Source organism: Hymenobacter ruber (assembly GCF_054783255.1).
In genome coordinates, this window is sequence record NZ_BAAGQX010000004.1 from 1,075,572 (window position 1) to 1,091,274 (window position 15,703).

9 protein-coding genes are annotated in these 15,703 nt (G+C 63.1%); all 9 read right to left on the bottom strand.

Annotated elements, in window-relative coordinates; genetic code table 11:
* Window positions 1-122 precede the first annotated feature (122 nt).
* Window positions 123-1,574, bottom strand: coding sequence for a glycoside hydrolase family 30 protein (locus tag ACYVM5_RS15280; protein WP_460618980.1), 1,452 nt, complete (start codon window positions 1,572-1,574; stop codon window positions 123-125).
* Window positions 1,575-1,649: 75 nt separating this feature from the next.
* Window positions 1,650-2,741 (bottom strand): T9SS type A sorting domain-containing protein, encoded by a 1,092-nt coding sequence (locus ACYVM5_RS15285; protein WP_460618981.1) that lies wholly within the window; start codon window positions 2,739-2,741, stop codon window positions 1,650-1,652.
* Window positions 2,742-2,804: 63 nt separating this feature from the next.
* Window positions 2,805-4,253: a glycoside hydrolase family 30 protein gene (locus ACYVM5_RS15290; RefSeq protein ID WP_460618982.1), complete on the bottom strand. Its 1,449-nt coding sequence runs from the start codon at window positions 4,251-4,253 to the stop codon at window positions 2,805-2,807.
* Window positions 4,254-4,283: 30 nt separating this feature from the next.
* Window positions 4,284-5,555, bottom strand: coding sequence for a sugar MFS transporter (locus ACYVM5_RS15295; RefSeq protein ID WP_460618983.1), 1,272 nt, complete (start codon window positions 5,553-5,555; stop codon window positions 4,284-4,286).
* 247 nt (window positions 5,556-5,802) lie between these two features.
* Window positions 5,803-7,293 (bottom strand): RagB/SusD family nutrient uptake outer membrane protein, encoded by a 1,491-nt coding sequence (locus ACYVM5_RS15300; RefSeq protein ID WP_460618984.1) that lies wholly within the window; start codon window positions 7,291-7,293, stop codon window positions 5,803-5,805.
* 26 nt (window positions 7,294-7,319) lie between these two features.
* Window positions 7,320-10,808, bottom strand: a complete 3,489-nt coding sequence (locus ACYVM5_RS15305; protein ID WP_460618985.1) for a SusC/RagA family TonB-linked outer membrane protein — start codon at window positions 10,806-10,808, stop codon at window positions 7,320-7,322.
* A gap of 69 nt (window positions 10,809-10,877) precedes the next feature.
* On the bottom strand, window positions 10,878-11,897 hold the full coding sequence (locus tag ACYVM5_RS15310) for a FecR family protein (protein WP_460618986.1): 1,020 nt from the start codon (window positions 11,895-11,897) through the stop codon (window positions 10,878-10,880).
* Between the two features lie 172 nt (window positions 11,898-12,069).
* Window positions 12,070-12,660: an RNA polymerase sigma-70 factor gene (locus ACYVM5_RS15315; RefSeq protein ID WP_460618987.1), complete on the bottom strand. Its 591-nt coding sequence runs from the start codon at window positions 12,658-12,660 to the stop codon at window positions 12,070-12,072.
* A 332-nt stretch (window positions 12,661-12,992) separates the two neighbouring features.
* Window positions 12,993-15,647: a GDSL-type esterase/lipase family protein gene (locus tag ACYVM5_RS15320; RefSeq protein WP_460618988.1), complete on the bottom strand. Its 2,655-nt coding sequence runs from the start codon at window positions 15,645-15,647 to the stop codon at window positions 12,993-12,995.
* Window positions 15,648-15,703 lie beyond the last annotated feature (56 nt).

Below are 15,703 nucleotides of genomic sequence, written 5' to 3' on the forward strand. Positions count from 1 at the left end.
TAAGCAGTCAGGAGCGTTGTGAAAATGTTGTTATAAATTCAAATTATTGATTATTAATTAATTAAGATTGAATAACGCCAAAAGAAACGGGCCTGGGAATATGTCCAGGCCCGCCTTTTAAGCTACCACACGTAGGTGCCGACGGAGCCGCCGGCCAGGGCCGAGCTCACGGTCTTGCCCTTGAACTGGATGTTGAATTGCAGCGGGTCGGTGCCGGAGTTCAGCACGACCAGTACTTTTTTGCCCGAGGGCGTTTTGTAGGCCACGTTGGGCAGGTTGGTGGGCGTGTCGGTGTCGATGCGGACGGAGCCGGGGCGCACAAATTTGCTGGAGTGGGCCACGGCGTAGTAGGCCGGGTTGCGCGTCACGCTGTTGCCCGAAACGGTGACGGCCCCGAGGCACTCCGAGCAGCCGCCGGCGGTGCGGGGGCCGTAGGTGGCATCGTTGGCCAGGTTCCATTCCAGCACATTTTTGGCCCAGTTGCGAGCGGCCCCGATTTCGAGGTCGCGCACGTGGCCGGGGAAATCGGTGAGCATGTTGCCGGGCGCCTGCGTCCAGAACTCGGTGAAGTAGAGGCCCTTGTTGGGGTAAGCCGCATGCAGTTGCGTGAGCGCCGAAGAAAGCGAACCGCCGTAGTTATGGAAGGCCGTGCCCTCCACGTAGGGGCGGGCCGCGGCGTCGTTCAGCACGGCCAGCGGGTAGTCGGGCCGGTCGGGGTTGTGGTCGTAGGCGATGATTTTGGTGGTGATGCCGGCGGCGGCGAAGGCCGGACCGATATTGTTCTTGATGAAGTTGGCCTGCTCGGTTGCGTCCATCAGCATGCTGGGCTCGTTGCCGCCGTAGAGGGGCTCGTTTTGCAGCGTCACGGCGTCGATGCGGATGCCCTCGGCGGCCATTTGCTGGATGTATTTCACGAAGTAGCGGGCGTAGGCATCGTAATACTGCGGCTGCAGGTTGCCGCCGCGGGTGGCATTCACGGTCTTCATCCAGAGCGGGGCCGTCCAGGGCGAGCCCATGATTTTGATGCTCGGATTAATGGCCAGAATCTGCTTCAATACCGGGATTACATCGGTGCGGTCGGGGCCGAGGCTGAACTGAGCCAGGCCGACGTCACCGGCCACGTCATCATAGGTGAAAACGTGGTCGCTGAGGTCGGAGGCCCCGATGCTGACGCGCAGGTAGCTCACGCCCAGCCAGGTGCTGTCGGTGGCAAACAACTCACGTAGCAAATCGGCCCGGTTGGTGGGGCTCATTCGGTTGATAACCGTGGCGCTGCCCCCGGTGAGGGTATAGCCGAAGCCGTCCATGGTCTGGTAAGCCTTGGTAGTGTCGACGTTGATAGTGGGAAAGGAATTGGAAGGCGCGGCGAAGTTGAGCACCGTTTTCTGGCGGGCAAACAGGGCCGTGCGGTTGGTATTGGTGAGCCAGAAGGCCACCTGGGAGGGGCCGGTGGGCGTGGGCGTCACCACCACGGGCGGCGTGGGGTCGGGGGTGGCTTCGGTTTTTTTAGAACAGCCCGCTCCGGCCAGTAATATTGCCGATAAGCACACGCTAACTAGTGGATTACGATTCATAAATGGGGAGTAGCTGAGCAAAAAATAAAGCCGGTGACACCCGTTGCAGCAGGCGCCACCGGCTGGGTTAAATCATTATTCGACCACCACGCGGCGGCTGGTGAGTTGGGTGCCCACCTGCAGTTTCACGAGGTAGGAGCCGGCCGCCAGCTGCTGCAGCGGGGCCAGGGCGGTGGTGTGCGGGCCGGCAGCCTGGTCGGCATTCAGCAGGCTAAGCACGCGCTGGCCGAGGGCGTTGTACACTTCCACGCTCACGGGCTGGGTGCCGCTGGCCACGGTGTAGCTCAGGGTGCTGGCGCTGGTGAGGGGGTTGGGGTAGGCATTCAGGCCCAGAGCCTCGGCGGTGGCGGCGCGGTTGGCCAGCAGGCCGGTGCCCACCTGGTAGGTGTAGAACTGGTTGCCGGCGATGTTGGTGAAGTTGGGGTCGGTGCCGAGGTCTGTAGTGCGGCCGGCCACCTGGGGCAGCACATCGGAGTAGAAATCGCCGTTATCGGCCACGTAGGCGGCCATCACGTGAAAGATGTCGCCGGTGGCCGCGCCGCCCAGGGCGCTCAGCGGGATTTCAAATTCCCAGCCGGTGGTGCTGTTGGCAGCCACGCTGGCGGTGGTGGAATAGGCGGTGCGGGCAGCGGCTGGGTCAGCGGCGTCGGACACGGCCACGCCATTTTTCGGGCCGGTGCCCATGCCCACTTCGGGGTAGGTGGTGCCGGGCGTGGTATAGCTCACGCGGCTCAGGTACATGGCGTTGTTGGCGTCGTTGAGGGGCGAAACCGTAATGCGAAAGCCGTAGTCCACGGGCATGTCGAGGGTGGGGTGGTGCCGCAGTTGCGACGAGGTGTTACTGCTGCCGGGCAGTCGGGTGCCCGCCGCGATGCCAGTTTTGTTTGGGGCATCGAGGTAAAGCACCAGCGCGCTGTAGGCCGTCTGCTCGGGCGAGCCCACTACCATGATGTTGAGTGTAGTGGCCGTGGTGCCCATATAAATGGCTTTCAGGCCGCGGTCGCTCACGGAATGGGTGCCGGCGTAGCTGCCCAGCAACTGGTATTTGCCGGTGCCGGTGCCTACTTCGGTCGCGGCCAGCACACCGTTCACAGTGAACTGCGCCTGTGCGCTCAGCGAGCCAAGGCCCAGGGTAGCGAGAGCTGAAAGGGTAATGAGTTTTTTCATGGGAATTTGACGTTGGTCGTGAAAAATTTTGGGATGGGTAACGCGTTAAAAATTGAAAATGAACTACCAGACATAAGTGCCCACGGCCCCGGCAGGCAGCGTGGCCGCCACCTGTCGCCCACCCTGGCGGATGTTGAAGACCTGGGCCGCTGCGCCATCGTTCAGCACTACCAGCACGCGCTGGCCGGTAGGCGTGCGGAAGGCCACATTAGGCAGCTTGTCGGGCAGGGTGGAGGCGATGCGGACTGAGCCGGGCCGGGCAAACTTGCTGGCGTGGGCGATGATGTAGTAGGCCGGATTGCGGGTCACGGCATTGCCGGCCAGTGTGATGGTGCCCAGGCACTCGGTGCAGCCGCCGGGCGTGTGGGGGTTCTGCTGCGGGTCGGCGGCCAGGTTCCACTCCAGCACGGTGCGGGCCCAGTTGCGGGTGGCCCCGATGATGAGCGTGCGGGTGTGCCAGGCCAGGTCGCCGGCAAACTTGCCGGGCGCGCCAATCCACTGCTCTGTGAAATAGACGTTCTTCTCCGGGTGGGCGTCGTGGACCTTGCCCAGCGCCTCGATGGGGCCAGCGTAGAGGTGAAAAGCCGAGCCATCGACGTATTGCGCCGCCTCGGCGTCGTTGAGGATGGTGAGCGGGTAGTCGGGCCGGTCGGCGTTGTGGTCGTACACGATGATTTTCGTGTCGACCTTGGCCTTGCGAAAAGTGGGGCCGAGGCTCTTCTTGATGAACTCAGCTTGCTGCTCGGCCAGCATCAGCAGGCTGGGGTTGTTGCCGGGGTGCAGCGGCTCGTTCTGAATGGTGATGGCATCAATGCGAATGCCCTGGGCCTTCATCCCGGCGATGTATTTCACGAAATACCGGGCGTAGGCGTCGTAAAACTCGGGCTTGAGGCTGCCGCCTTTCGAGGCGTCGTTGGTTTTCATCCAGGTCGGCGGCGACCACGGCGAGCCCAGGATTTTCAGCTTGGGGTTGATGGCCAGAATCTCCTTCAGCACCGGAATGAGGTGCTTTTCATCGGGCGCGAGGCTGAACTTAGCCAGCTCCGGGTCGGTCTGGCCAGTGGGCAGGTCGTCGTAGCTGAACACCTGCGCATCGAGGTCCGATGCGCCGATGCTCACCCGCAGGTAGCTCACGCCGATGTTGCTGCCCTCGGTGCCGAACAGTTCGCGGAGCAGCTTGGCGCGCTCGGAGGTGCCCATCTGGTGCAATAACTCGGCACTGCCGCCGGTGAGACAGTAGCCGAAGCCGTCGATGGTCTGGTAGATTTTGGCCTCGTCAACCTCAATGGTCGGGTTGGCATTCTTCGCCGCCGCAAACTTCAGCGTGCCGGCCTGGGGCTGAAATAGCACCGACTTATCGGCGGTGGTCAGCCAGGCGGCTACGCCCGCACCTGCGGTCGTGCCTTTGGTTTGGGGCGCACCCTGGGCCAGCGCGCCTTGCGGGGCGCCAGTAACCAGCAACGCCAACAAGGCAGCAGAAATAACGAAAGGACGGTGGGAATTGGGGAGCATAGTGCAGGGAAAGCAGGAATTGTCCGCGGCCTAAACCGCTTGGCGCACGTGGCCGCGCAGGCCGTACCACACGATATAGGCGTAGCAGAGCACCGGCAGTGCCAGCGCCAGGCGCAGCGAGCTGGCATCGGCCATGAGGCCGAACAGGGGCGGGATAACCGCGCCCCCCACGATGGCTACGTTCAGCAGCCCGGAGGCTTCTTCGGTGTGGCGGCCCAGGCCGGCCACGGCCAGCGTGAAAATGGTGGCGAACATGATGGAGTTCATTAAGCCCACGGCCAGCAGGGTGTACATGGCGGTTTCGCCGGTGCTAGTGGCCGAAACCACAACCAGCGCAATAGCGCCAACGGCCGCGACGGCCAGTAGGCGCCCGGGATTGATTTTATTCAGTAGGTAAGCGCCCAAGAAGCGGCCCACCATGGCCCCACCCCAGTAATATGAGACTTTGTAGCCGGCCAATTTAGGAGCCATGTTCAGCACGTCGGGCTGGCCGAGGTAGCTCACGATGTGCGAACCGATGGCGACCTCGGCCCCCACGTAGGCGAAAATGCCCACCATGCCCAGCACCAGGTGCCGGTAGTGCCAGGGACGGCGGCTGACATCATCGTTGGGGTCGGGTGTGTGCGTGATGACGGGCAGCTTCATAAAGCTCAGCAACAGGCTAATGAAAATCAGCACGGCCCCGATGCAGAGGTAGGGCACCTGCACGGCGCGCACGTCGATGGCATCGGCGGCGCGGGCGGCGTCGAGGTCGGGCAGGTGCGAGAGGATGAGGGCCGCGCCCAACAGCGGGGCCACATAGGTGCCCAGCGAGTTGAACGCCTGCGTGAGCGTGAGCCGCGCCGGGGCTGACTCTGGCGGGCCGAGCACGGCCACATAGGGGTTGCCGGCCACTTGCAGCAGCACCACGCCCGTGGCCAGCACAAACAGCGCCCCCAGGAACAGGCCGTAGGAGTGACTGTCGGCGGCCGGGTAAAACAGGAAGCAGCCCAGGGCCGCCACCACAAATCCCATCAGCATGCCGCCCTTGTAGCCGAGGCGGCTTACTACCTTGCCCGCCGGGATGCCCATCACAAAATAGGCCCCGAAAAAGCACAGGTTAATCAGGTTGGCCTGGGCGTAGCTGAGTTGGAAGATGGCCTTGAGGTAGGGAATCAGAATGTCGTTGAGACAGGTGATGAAGCCGAACGAAAAGAACAGCACCGTGAGCGCCGACAGGGCCGGCGCGTAGCGCGGCGCGGCCGTGCCAGCCGGCACGGCGGGGGAAGATGCAGCAACTGGCGCAAAAACGGGGGCGGCCATTGAATGGGGAGTTTATTAGGTCGGGAAGGGTTGGGAAAATGGGGTAGGCTAGGAAAGCCGAACGTCATGCTGAGCTTGTCGCAGCATCTCTACTGCTTCGTTGCAGCGATTGGATTACTCCTGCGGTAGAGATGCTGCGACAAGCTCGGCTTGACGGCCTTGCACCATTCGAAAAAAAGGTCGTTCCAGGGCAGGTACTAACTATTCCCACCATTTTCCCTGCCCCGAAACGACGACGCTGGCACTACTAGTAACCAGGGTTTTGCTGCAGCTGCGTGTTGGTGTTCAGCTCATTGAGCGGCAGGGGGAATACCAGGTAGTTGCCATCGCGGGCTCCGCGCTTCTGCGCGATGATGTCGAGGGCCGTCACCGTGTGGTGCACGCTGGCATCGGCCTGCTCGTGGCGGGCGTAGCGAATGAGGTCGAACCACCGCTCGCCTTCAAAGGCCAACTCCAGGCGGCGCTGCTTCTCAATTTCGGTGCGCAGGGTGGCCTTGTTGGTGGCTTCGGGCGAACTGGCGTTGAGGAGTGGCAGGCCGGCGCGCTGCCGGATGGGGTTCAGGAAGTCGAGCACGGTAGCGGCCGGGTCGCCCAGCTCGTTGCTGGCCTCAGCGGCATTGAGGTACACTTCGCCAAAGCGCAACACGTAGTAGTTGTCCGACGAGTTGAAATTGTTGCCGTCGCTGCGCCACTTATACACGAAAGGACCCCGGTCGTTGGCGTTGCCGCCGCGGCCGTCCACGTAGCTGGCGTGGTTGCGGCCGGCGTTCACGCGGCCCTGATAGCTCCAGCGCAGGTCGTTCACGGTGTCGACCACCGAGGTCAGGTCGGTGGGCAGCGCCATGCTGCCATTCACAAACAAGGTGGGGATGTTGAACTTCGGAAACGAATACGTGGCCGGCGGCGTGGGCAGCACGATGTCGGGCATGGTGAAGTAGCTGTTGGCATCGGCCGTGCCCGCAAACTGCACTTCAAACACCGACTCCGATAACTTATTATCGGCCGGAAACAGCGAATTGAAATTCTGCAGGGAGTAGTTGCCGCCGCCGGTCAGCACCTTGTTGGCGGCTTCTTTAGCGGCGGACCAGTTGCGCTGGGTGAGCTGCACGCGGGCCAGCAGGGCATTGGCCGAGCCTTTGGTGGCGCGGGTGGGGTTGGAGTCGGCCATGAGGCCGGCGGCCGTGGTCAGGTCTTCCACAATGCGGGCATACACCTGGTCGACCGGGGTGCGGGGCAGGTTCAGCACGGCCGGGTCGCCGGTTTCGGTGGGTTCCAGGCGCAGGGGCACGGGCCCGAAGAGGCGCACCAGGTTGAAGTAGCACAGCGCCCGAATGAAGCGGGCCTCGCCCAGAATCTGGTCGCGGCGGGTGCTGCTGATGCTGCTGATGGCGGGCACGTACTTCAGCACGGCATTGGCCCGGTTGATGGCCGCGTAGGGGTCGCGGTAGGCGTCGTACATCTGCCCGGTGGTCGAGGTCCAGGTGATGAAATCGAGGGCGCGCACGTCGGTGTTGGTGCTGGTGCAGTCGTCCGAGGGCATGTTGCCAATCAGGTTCAGCACTTCGGCGTAGCAGCCCTTCTTCTGCAGGCCGTCGTAGGTGGCGGTGATGGCGGCCTCGGCATCTTCCGAGGTTTTGAAGAAGTTTGAGGGCGCGATGGTGGTCAGCGGCTCCTTGTCAAGCACGTTGCAGCTGGCCAGCGCGGCCAGGGCAAAGACGGGTATCAGGACTTTTTTCATGGGAATTTTAAGGCTGAGCAAGCGGCTTAGAACGAGGCGTTGAGGCCCACGGTGTAGGTGCGCGACTGCGGGTACACGCCCAGGTCGCGGCCCAGGCCGGTGGTGGAGTAGGGGTCGGAGCTCACCTCGGGGTCGTAGCCCGAGTAGTGGGTCCAGGTAATGAGGTTCTGGCCGGTCACGTACAGGCGCAGGCTGCTCAGGGCGGCGTGCTTGATGAGGCCCACCGGCAGGTTGTAGGCCAGCGTCAGGTTCTTGAGGCGCACGTAGGAGCCGTCTTCCAGGAAGCGGTCCGAGTAGCGGGCGTTCAGGTTGGGGTCGGCCAGCACGGCGCGGGGCACGTCGGTGTTGGTGTTGGTCGGCGTCCAGTGGTTCAGCACGCGGGTGCTCTGGTTGCGGGCCGCGCCCATGTACTCCAGCGTCTCCCGGTTCTCGTTGTAGATGTCGTTACCGAAGCTGCCCTGGAAGAATACGCTCAGCTCCAGGCCTTTGAAGGTGAAGGTGTTCGTGACGCCGGCAATGGCCTTGGGGTTGGGGTTGCCGATAACCGCGCGGTCCTTGTCGTTCACCACGCCATCGCCGTTGTTGTCCTTGAAGCGGATATCGCCGGGGGCGGCATTGGCCTGGTACTTGGCGCTAGAGCTGCCGCTCAGCTGCTGGGCGCGGGCGTTCAGCTTGTTGATTTCGTCCTGCGTCTGGAAAATGCCGTCCACCTGGTAGGCGTAGAACACGCCCAGGGGCTGGCCCACCAGCGTGAAGCCGTTGCCGCTGGGCAGGCGGCGGTCAATCACGTTGCCTTTTTCGTCCACCGATTTGCCCAGGTCGAGCACCTTGTTGCGGTTCATGGTCAGGTTCAGGTTGGTGGTCCAGCCAAAGCCATTGTCGGCGGCCTGCACGTTGGTCGTGTTCAGGCCCAGCTCGATGCCCTGGTTCTGGATGCTGCCCACGTTCTGCAGAATGCTCAGGTTGTCGGCCCCGGTGCTCAGCGGAATATCCACCAGCAGCAGCAGGTCCTTGGTGTGCTTGCGGTACACGTCGGCTGTGAAGGTCAGGCGGTTATTGAACATGCCCAGGTCCAGGCCGGCGTTGTACTGGTAGGTGGTTTCCCAGCGCACGTCGTTGTTGCCGATGTCGCTCTGGGCAATACCGCCCGATACCACGGTGCCCAGGCCGGGGTAATTGTAGTTGATGTTGTAGCGCGAAAAGCGCTGGTAGGTGTAGAACTCCTGGTTGCCGTTGGCCCCGAAGCTGCCGCGCAGCTTGAGGTCCGACACCACCTTGTTCTGCGGGAAAAAGCTTTCGTTTGACACGCGCCAGGCCGCCGAAGCCGCCGGGAAGTAGCCGAACTTCTTGCCATCCCGGAAGCGGCTGGAGCCGTCGGCGCGCATGCTCAGACCCAGCAGGTAGCGGTTGTCATAAGCATAGTTGGCGCGGCCAAAGAAGCTGAGCAGGCCCCACTGGTCTTCGTAGCTGTGGGGCGCGCTGAATACCGAAGCGGCATCGAGGTAGGGCACGGCGTTGGAGGCGTAGCCCGTGGCGCGGGCGCTCGACGTAAACCGGTCCGACTCCTGCATCGACTCGCCGGCCAGCAGCGTCAGAGTGTGCTTGCCGCCCAGGGTGGGGTTGTAGGTCAGGGTATTTTCCTGCAGCCAGATAACCTGCTGGTTGGTGCTGGTGGCACCCTGGCCCTTCTGGGTTTCGGGCGAGTCCTTGTTGCCGGGGTAGTTGCGGGTCCAGAATTGGTTTTCAATCTGGCTGCGGAAGTCGATGCCCGCCGTGGAGCGCAGGGTCAGGTTCTTCAGCACGTCCAGCTCGGCATACACGTTGCCGATGGCCTGGTAGATGTTGGCCTTGTTGCTGCTTTCCAGCAGGTTGCCCACCGGGTTGTCCACGTTGGTGGTGAGGACGCTGGTGCCGTAGCTGCCGTCGGCGTTGCGCACCGGAATGAGCGGGCTCTGGGCCAGCGCCCCGAGCACCGTGCCCGAATTAGTGGCGCCCTTCTCACTGCGCGAGCTGTTGTTGTTGCCGGTGCGGCTCAGGTTCAGGCTGGTGCCGGCCCGGAAACGGCTGCTCAGCTGCTGGTCAAGGTTGAGCTTGAAGGTGTAGCGGTCGAAGCCCGAGTTCAGGCTGATGCCATCCTGCTTAAAGTAGCCGCCGGCCAGGTAGTAGCGGGTTTTCTCGGTGCCGCCGCTCACGTTCAGCTGGTAGTTCTGAATGTTAGCCGGGCGGTAGATTTCGCCTTGCCAGTCGGTGTTGGTGCGCACCGTGTCGGGGTTAAAATATGGCCCCTGACCCGAACCCGCCAGCACATCATTGTAGAATCCGGCAAACTGCTTGCCGTTCAGCACGTCCAGCTTCTTGCGAATTATCTGGCGGCCGAAATAGGTGCTGAAGCCCACCGTGGCCTTGCCCACCTTGCCGCGCTTGGTCGTAATCACCACCACGCCGTTGGAGGCGCGCAGGCCGTAGATGGCTGCCGCCGCACCGTCCTTCAGAATGTCGATGCTCTCGATGTCGTTCGGGTTCAGTGCGTTCAGGGGGTTGGGGCGCTGGTTGCCCACGGCCAGCTCCTGGTCGTAGGTGGGCAGCACCGGAATGCCGTCAATCACGTACAGCGGCGAGGCATTCAGGTTCAGGGTCGAGTTGCCGCGAATACGCACGTTGATGCCCGCGCCGGGCGCGCCGCTCGGGGCCGTCACCTGCACGCCGGGGGCCTGGCCCTGCAGCGCCTGGTCGAAGCCGGCCACCGGCTGGCGCTCAATGGACGCCGCGTTCACCGAGGCCACCGAGGTGCTCAGCTGCTGGCGGCTCTGGGTGCCGTAGCCCACCACCACTACCTCGTTCAGGGCCTGCTTGTCGTCCTTCAGAGCAATGGCCAGGGTGCTGGTAGCGCCGGTCACGGCCACTTCCTGCCGTGCAAAGCCCACTGAGCTGAACACCAGGGTGCTGCCTTCCGGCGCGCTCAGCGAAAACGAGCCATCGGCCCCGGTAGTGGTGCCGATGGTGGTGCCTTTCACCAGCACCGTCACGCCGGGCAGGCCTTCGCCGGTGGCCGAAGTCACGCGGCCCGATACGGGCACGTCGGCGGCAGCAGCGCTGGCGGCTGCAGTGCTGTTGCCGGCGTTAGCCACCGTCTCGGGTTTGCTGATAATCAAGTAGTAATCGTCGCGAATTTTCTTGAAGCGGAGGTCGGCCTGGGGCAGCACGGCTGCCAGCTTGTTGTCCAGGGTGGTCACGCCGGCTTGGGGCACCACGCGCTTGCTGCCCACCAGTGAGCTTTCGTAGAAAATGGTGACGTGGTGGTCTTTTTCCCACTGGTGGAGCAGGGCTTTGAGGGCTACGCTTTCGCCCACCACCGGGGCCGGCAGGGCGGGGGAGGCAGTAGCGGGCTGCTCCTGATGAAAGGCCAGCAGCTGGGCGGCCGCCGGCATGGCGGAGGCTTGAAACACCAGCATTCCCGCCGTCAGGCAAGCCGGCAAAGCGTATTGCCGACGCAGATGCGTAATGGGTCGATTCATGGGGTTATGGGAATTTTGTGAAAAAGGTGGGATTACAAAGCAGGTGAAGGAATCGGCTGTAAGCCAGTGCTATTTGGCGGCAGTATTATCGGAGAGCACAATGCGGCCCGCCTCGCGGGTGGCCTTCAGGTGAAAGGTTTCCTGCAGGGCCTGGAGCAGCACTTCGAGGTCGCCCACGGGCACAGTGCCGGTCATGCGGCGCTCGCTGAGCTCGGGGCTGTTCACCACCACTTCCACGCCGTAGGTGTCCTGCAGGCGGGTTGCCAGCTCGGCAATGCTGGTTTCTTCCAGCACCAGCTTAGCATCTTTCCAGGCAGCGTAGGGGGCGGTGCGCACGGCCTTGTGCACGGCGGCCAGGGGCTGGGCATCGCGGGTTTCGAGCAGCTCACCGGGCTTCAGAATCACGTCGGGCCGCTGCTGGTCGTCGAAATCAACCCGCACCTTGCCCGAGAGCAGCACCACCCGCGCCTGGTCGCGGCGGCGGTACACGGTGAACTTGGTGCCCAGCACCTCCACCGCGAAGCCGGCGCGGGTGTGCACTACGAAGCGCTGGTTGTTGGGCTGATGCTTCACCGAGAAGTAGCCCTCGCCATCGAGCCATACCTCGCGGGGCTTATTAGCCGCCCACGAATTGGCATAGCGCAGCGTGGAGTGGCCGTTCAGAGTAGCTTCGGAGCCGTCGGGCAACTTAATGGTGTCGACCTGGCCGTAGGCCGTGGCCACTTCCTGCGGGGCGGGCACGCGTTGTGAATACAGTAACCAACCGCCGCCGGCCACGGTACCGGCCAGGGCAGCCGCCGCGGCCCAGCGCCGCCAGCGCGGCGCGGCCACTATTTCCGGCAGCGGCTCGCCAAAGCCCAGTTTCAGGTGCAGGGAGTTCAGCAGGGTATCGTAGTTGGGCTCTTCGGCGGCCGCGGGAATGCTGGCGGGCGCGGCGGCCAGGGCGTCCCAGTGGCGGCGCATCCAAGGCTCGGCCAGGAGTTGGTTGGCGGGTTCGGCCAGCCAGGCGGCTACGGCCTCGGCTTCGGCTGCCGTGGTGCGGCCGGCGAGGTAATTTTGGAAAAGGTCTTCGGTAACGGAAAAAGCCATGGGCTATTGAAAAAGGCGGGGTGCGAAATAGCTGGAAGGTAACAGCCAGTATCTCTGAGTGGTAGAGCGCGGGGTGAGTGTGGACTTACAACCAATCGGGGCATAGTTCCCCAATCGTTTGCAGTAATACACCGCTAGCGCCTATCACCCTTACTGGCTTCTGAAAAAAAAATTAAGAACTGGCAATGGCTAGCCACAGCATCAGGGCTACGATGCTTTCGCCGTGGGCCTGGAAGTAGCCGCGCAGGAATTTCAGGGCTTGCGTCATCTGGGCTTCCACGGTTTTTACCGACAGGTTGAGCTGCTGGGCAATCTCGGGGTAGGAGAGGCCCTGCTGGCGGCTCAGGATGAAAATCTCGCGTCGCTTGGGCGGCAATTGTTCCAAAGCGGCCTGGTAGAGGGATTCAAGCTCCGAGAATTCTACCTCGTTGCCCACCTGCCCGGGGGCCAAGCCGGCACTGTAGGTCTGGAAGCGGTTGCGCTGCTGCTGCCGCCGCAGCTGGTTGAGGATGGCGTTGTGGGCCGTGGTGAAAAGGTAGGCTTTCAGGGGCACGTCGTCGCGCAGTTGCTCGCGCTTTTCCCAGATTTTTAGAAAGCACTCCTGCACGATTTCCTCGGCGTCGGTGCGCGACTTGAGGTAGCCGTAGGAAAACCGGTAAACCAGCGCGCTATAGTGCCGGAACAGGGCATCAAAGGCCCGTTCGTCGCCTTGGTTGAGGCGGCGCAGGCAGTCCAGCTCCGAAAATTCGCGCGCTATTTCCACGCAGGCTCAGGGTAAAACACAGCTAAAATTAACAATCAGGCAATAAAGCAAAACATGTGCGCGATAGTTCTGGGGCCCTTTGGCCGGCTGACGCTTGATTACCACACAATCGGGAGGAGCCAGCAGGAACTGGCCGGCGGTGCCGGGAGCCGGCAGTACGCTAATCTTCTGCAAGATGCAACCCCCCGGGCTTCTCCAGCCAATCAGGCCGGCCAGGCGGAACCTGATTCCGCACGGAATCAGAAAATTCAACCATTACCTGACTATTACGAAGACAAAAAAGAGCGGCTGCCAGTCAGGCAGCCGCTCTTTTTTGTCAGAAAACGGGCTAATTATTCCCGCTCTCGCACCACCCGCTTGTGCACCAGCCCCTCGCGGGTATTGAGCACCAGCGAGTACACGCCCGGCGCAAGTGCGCTCAGGTTGAGGCGGCCACTGGTGAGGCGGGTGGTGAGCACGGCCTTACCCAGCGCATCGTACACCACGGCCGGGGTGCCTTCCAGCGCCACGGGGCCCGCGATGGTAATGAGGCCGGCGGTAGGGTTAGGGTAGAGGCTGAACTGAGCGGCGAAGGCACTTTCGCGCACCGCCAGCGGACCGCTGATGCGGGCCAGCGTGTTGGTGCTCTGGGCCAGGTTGGCGAGCGAGTCGGTAGTGGCCACGCGGCGGCCGTCGAGGGGCGCGTAGATTTCCAGGCTGCCTTTGAGGAGCGAGTCGGCAGCCAGGGCCAGGATTTCGTCCTGGTTCATGCCGGCGCGGAAGAACATCCAGTCGCGGAACTGCACGCGGGTGGGGGCGGCGGCTCCGCCGAGGTCGAAGCGGGTGGGGCGCAGGCGTTCCTGCACGGTACCTTCGCTCACGCTGTCGACGTAGAGCATGGTGGCGCCGCGGGCGTAGTAGTGCGTGAGCACCAGCTTGTGCCAGCGGTTATTGGTCACCGGCACCGAGCCCACAATGCTCCGGCCTTTGGCCGACTGGTACGTCACCACGCCATTGCTGCTCACATTGAGCGTGCCGGCCGCGAGGCCCGCGCTGTCGCGGATTTCCACGAGCCGCCCCGCGCCTGAAGTCTTAAAGCGGATGGCCTGGGTGAAGGGATGAACCAGCTCTTCGGGCACCATCCGAATGATGTTGGTGGCTACGCCGTTGGTCTTGGTGAGGGTGATGCCGTTGCTCACCTTGCGGCGGGGCAGGGGCTTGTTGGCGTTGAGCGCATCAAACAGCGAGGGCACCAGCGTGTACATCATTTCGGGGTGGCCGAGGTCGTTGGGGTGCAGGGCATCCCACCAGTAGCCGGTGGCGTAGCGGCCGTTGCCGTCGTCTACACCGCCGAGCAGGTTGACGCTGGGCACGTTCCAGCCGTGGATGAGCAGGTTCATCTGGCGCACGAAGGTGTATTGCGTGGCCGAGTAGTCGTTGCGGCCGTAGCCCAGGTTCACCACCGGCGTCAGGCCATCGGCGCGGGCCAGGCTGATGATGCGCTGCATGTTGGTGCGGAACTGGTCGAAGATGGCCTGGCCGCCGGTGATAATGCCTTCGTTGCCAAGCACCAGCCCCACCATTACGTACTTGCTGCCGGTGGGTAGCACGTCGTTCTCGAAGCGGCCGAGTACATCGTTGGTGTTGTTGCCGGGCACGCCCAGGTTGGTGGTCACCCAGGGGCCGCCGGTGCCGGCGGTGGCGCGGCGCGTGAGCAGCTCGGAGTAGAGCGTGGAGTAGCCGCGGTTGTTGGTCGCGCCCACGCCGGTAATCACCGACGAGCCGATGAAGGCAATTTTGTTCGGGTTCTGCGGGTAGTAGGCTTGCAGCAGCAGGTCATCGAAATATACCGTGCCGGTGGCCGTACCGGCCGCGTTGCGCCACACGGCGGCTGCTTTCACAAAGGCCGTGCCCGTGGGAATGGTGCCCACAGCTTCCAGCTTAGTCCAGGTGTTGGTGGGCGAGGCGGCCAGCAGCGAATCGGATTTGAATCGGCCCAGTAGGGCCTGGGTGCTGCTATAATACAGCAGCTCCAGGTGCGCCGACTGGCTGCCACTGAGTGCAGCGGCCGACGGATTGTAGAAGTAGCCGCTCAGCTTGTAGGCATTCACGCCCGTGGTGGCGCGGTAGCTGATTTGCTGCTCCAGCCCCAGGCTGCCGCCGGTGAGCTGGGCCGCGTAGGTGCCCGCATGTTTGGTGGCGGTGTTCACGCTGGCGGCTGCGCCGGTACCGCGCGCCACCGTGGTCCAGAAGTTCAGGTTGCCCAGCTCGAAACCGGGGTTTTGAAAGGCGTAGTTCACCACCGGTGCGGTGCCGCGGCCGGGCACGATGTCGATACGCATCAGGTTGAGGTAGGCGTACGAGCCCGTGGCTTTGCTCAACTCCATCGTGATAACCCCGCTGCCATCGGCCGAGAGGGTGTCCGAGTCGGTGATGGTGTTGTTGTTGCCGGCGTAAGCATTGGCGCCCACGTTGGGGCCGGTGGTGGTTTGGGTAATGGTGCTGGTGGTGGCCCCGGTGAAGCGGTACTGCGACACCCGCGTTTCGGCCGTGGCGTTGCGGCTACCGAACACGTGAAACACATAGCGCTTGGTGGGGTCGAGGCCGCTGATGCGCAGTGTGCCCGTGGCCGTCGAGCCGGTGCCCTGCACGAAAAAGTAGTCCTGCGTAGCCGTGGCAATGGCGTATTGGCCCAGTAGGGCCGCGCTCGGGGCCAGCAAGCCGCCGGTGGCGATGCCGTTGGTGAGGAAGTTGGGCCCAACCTTCAGCTTGATGCCAGTGGCCGTATTGGCCTTGTCCACCAGCCGGAAGGTGTCGGCCACGCCGGTGTTGTTCAGGATGTTGTTCCAGTAGTTGCCGTTGGCATCGGGGCTGGGGGTGATGTTGCCGTTGGTGACGTCGTTGGGGCCGAAGTCGGCGTACAGCGAGCGCACCGGCACCGTGGTCTGGGCCTGCGCCGAGCCCAGGGCCAGCGCGCTCAGGGCCAGAAGGATTAGTGGTTTTTTCATGCGAAAGGGTGGGTTTTTAGTTATCAGTTGCTAAACGTTGGGAGCTGCCCGACGTG